2 protein-coding genes are annotated in these 3,549 nt (G+C 60.9%); one reads left to right on the top strand and one right to left on the bottom strand.

Going from position 1 to position 3,549, the window contains the following annotated elements; translation table 11 throughout:
- Window positions 1-275: 275 nt before the first annotated feature.
- A complete protein-coding gene (locus VGY55_02610) occupies window positions 276-1,505 on the bottom strand; it encodes a WD40 repeat domain-containing protein (protein HEV2968852.1) in 1,230 nt (409 codons plus the stop codon).
- Between the two features lie 1,021 nt (window positions 1,506-2,526).
- Between VGY55_02610 and VGY55_02605 the strand changes: the two genes are divergently transcribed.
- Window positions 2,527-3,369, top strand: coding sequence for a PEP-CTERM sorting domain-containing protein (locus VGY55_02605; GenBank protein ID HEV2968851.1), 843 nt, complete (start codon window positions 2,527-2,529; stop codon window positions 3,367-3,369).
- Window positions 3,370-3,549 lie beyond the last annotated feature (180 nt).

Below are 3,549 nucleotides of genomic sequence, written 5' to 3'. Positions count from 1 at the left end.
AAGTTGATTCGGACAGCCGCACGCCACGCCGCGAGCCGCGGGCGAAAGGAGAATGGCAAGGACGGTTTCATCGGCGCGTTGGCCGCTGGCTGCTCGGATTGCATCGCCGCATTATCCCCGACCGCGGGCAGCCGGAGCAAGCGATTGTCGGTGGCCGCTGGATTCATGGCCGCCCTCTGGCCAACGCATCGGCAGGCGCGATTCTCAACTCACACCCTTGCCGCGGCTGGACGCGGGGCGGCGGGATTCTGGGAGAAAACGGCAACACGTCACGTTCAACGCGAGTCAGGTTTCAGCGTAGAGGTGGGGCCAGCGTCTTTGAGCGTGCAGGGCGAAGCGCGGTGGTCGTCGCCGGCGCCAACCGCATCAGGAGCCATGCTTGGCATATGGAGAATCATCGTTTGCCCGTCGCTAAGCCCGACAGCCAAGTAGGGTTGGTGGGGCGCAGTGGCCATGCTCGTGAGCGACTCTCCGAGTTTCCATTGCTGGTCCTTTCCCACTTTGTCATCCCATTCGTCCACGGTCCCATCGTTTCTCGCGGAAAACAGTCGGCCTCCGCTCGGCAGAAACGCGACCACCCGCAGGGGATTCCCCTCATCTCGGAGCGAAGTCTTCTCTTTAATCGCACCGTCAGCAAAGTCCCACATCCTCAAGCCCCCACCGGCATATCCAGTGACCAACGCATCATCCGCGGGCGAGAAGGCCAAGCTGCTGATCTCGTGCGCTTTGCCTTCGGTCTTGGAAACTAACTCGTACCCTGTGCCGCCCTTCTTCCAAACGAGCAGCGTTCCATCGTTGGGATGCTGGTGGCCTGAGCCGAGCGCCGCCGCCAGGAATCGGCCATCGTGTGAATATGCCATCGTCGAAATTCCCCAGGCGGGACCGGGAAGCACCGGTCCCTGCTTTACATCTTTCGGCCCGGCCGAGACGTCCCAGAGTTGGGCCGGTCCTTGGTCGCTGCCGCTGGCGGTGACGAGCCACTTGCCGTCAGGCGAGAAGACCAGCGCGACATGCCACCAGTGCGAGAAAGGTGCTAGGACCGCGGCTGGTCTCGGCTTTCGGCCGGAGAGGTCCCAGAAGTGGACGGACTGATCGAACCTCGCACCTCCCCAAACAAGAATCCGGCCGTTCGGCGAAATGGCCAGTGACGCGATCCAATCCCGATGGCCATCGAGCTGCGCCGTTCTTTGCGGGGCGCTGTGGGAAAGATCCCAAACTTCGATTATGCCGGGCGAATCTCCCTTCCGCGGGCCGCCCTCGTGGGCCAAGACAAGCGTTCGACCGTCAGGCGTGAACGCCAAGGCAGAGACCGGTCGCGGGTCGTCATTGATGAACGCAACGACGTTGGACGGCAATGATTTACGAATCTCAGCGGGAATCGAGCCGCGATCGAGTGCGTCCAGGCCGATCGTCGCACGGGTCGCCTGATTGTTTGCTGCGGCCATGGCGCTGCTGGACGTCGCAATCAGCGAGACGACTAGAATGAGGGGTAATTTGGCACGCATGGACCTTCTCCTAAATCGCTACCGGTTCACATGGGAGCCTCAACTACTGCAATAATACGCGGTAGACGCGCTGAAGAGATAACACCAAATTGTTGGCTTGTAGACCGATCTTAATGTGTTTTCGATCGCGGTATGGCGCCGTGGAGATGCTCTTTGAAGAGCGTCGAGCAAAAACGGCTATGGGCGGTCGGATAGCAATTCGCCGGCATGTTCCACTGACCGCGCCGACTCGTCATCCAACTCAGATAGATCCCAGCGGCGTTTTTGCTTCGGCAAATCAGCTTTGGGCGGCTCGGTTTGCATCGCCGCATTATCCCCGACCGCGGGCGGCTGGAGCAACAGATAATCGGGCGACGGGAGCCGCGATCCCCGCCGCCGTCCGGCCATCGCATCGGCGGGCGGGATTCTCAACGTCCCACGGTTGACGCGGGCGGCTGGATTTTGGGCGGATCACGGACGCGTGGCCGTCGCTCAATGAACCCATCCGCCGTGCGATGCTCGCGCCAGTCGGCTAGCTCGCCTTGATCGGCTACTCTCCTCATCTGCAACCATCCATCTGTTATCCTGTCGTCGGTGAATGCGGCGATCGCCGCTCGATATAAGGTTTGCGACGGCAAGAAATGATTGACGGGCGCTTCGCCAAGCGATAAAATCCTCCCCGTCAGAGACAGAGTTGTCTGGCGACTCGTGGCGTTTATTCTCCAGCGACGCTAGTGAGATGCATCATCGAATCGCCCGCGGGGCCGCGTCGCTAGCGCGTTGCGGTGGGTCTCGCGATGTCGGGCGATTCTCGTCGCGACGATCGCTTCAGTTTCATTGAACGCCTGCGTTGCCTGTGCTAGACCGACGCATTCGGGAGTTCAAAAACTCGGCAGATACTTCGTCCGCGCTTTCTGCGGCGGGTCAGTTGGGTGCGGGATTAACCTTTCAACCGGAGATGCGAACTATGACGCAGCTCACATTCACGTTGCATCGACCAGCGTTCCTTCGGGTAGCGACGGCTTCATGTTGGTTTATGGCAATGTTGGCCTCCGCGAACATTGCCTGCGCGACGGTGATTTACAATAACGACGATCCCAACAACTTTATGGCAGCCGTGACGCGGCCGGCCACTGCGGCAAATGGGAACGTCGAAATCGAGGCGGCGGACGACTTCGTCTTAACACAACCCACGCGGATCGACGGAGCCACGTTTACCGGCCTGTTGCCCAGCGGAGCCGCCTTGAGCAGCATCAACGATGTGGCCGTCGAAATCTACCGCGTGTTTCCAAAAGATTCCGGCGTGTTCGACAACCGCGTGCCGACGCGGACCAATTCGCCGTCGGACAACGCACTCTCGGGGCGCGATTCGGCAAACGCCGGCGAGCTGACCTTCACTTCCTCGATTCTCCCCGGGGGGAATTTCGTCGCCAACAATTCGGTACTCAATGGCATTAATCCCAGCCCCAATCAAACCACTGGCGGCGAGGGGCCAGTCACCGGGGAGAGAGTGAATTTCACGCTTACGTTCCCCGGCGGCATCACGCTGCCGCCCGATCATTACTTTTTCAAGCCGGAAGTCGGCCTAACCAGCGGCCAGTTTTACTGGCTCTCGGCCAACCGACCGTACTCCGGAGTCGGTGCGTTCACTCCGGACCTGCAAGCCTGGATCCGCAACACTAATCTCGACCCCGACTGGCTCCGCATCGGCACCGACATCGTCGGCGGCACGACTCCGCCCACGTTCAATATGGCCTTCTCGCTCAACGGCACGGTGGTTCCGGAACCGACGTCCGTCATATTGCTGGCGATCGGGGGAGCCGGATTGCTGGCGATCGGCTTAAGGTGGCAGCCAGTAAAGGCAGAGTATCGAGAGCGACCCTAACGGCGCGGACTTGTTGGCGGGTCAGCATTGGGCGGCTCGGTTTGCATCGCCGCATTATCCCCGACCGTGGGCAGCCGGAGCAAGAGATACGCGGGGCCATGGTCCTGGCCGCCCTCTTAGCCAGCGCATCGCCGCGCGGGATCACGGGCGAACTCAATCAGGATTCTTGATCTGGCTTCG

This window comes from Pirellulales bacterium (assembly GCA_035939775.1).
Taxonomy (GTDB): domain Bacteria; phylum Planctomycetota; class Planctomycetia; order Pirellulales; family DATAWG01; genus DASZFO01.
The sequence above is the reverse complement of the archived record's forward strand: the minus strand, read 5'-3'. Positions and strand labels throughout refer to the sequence as shown.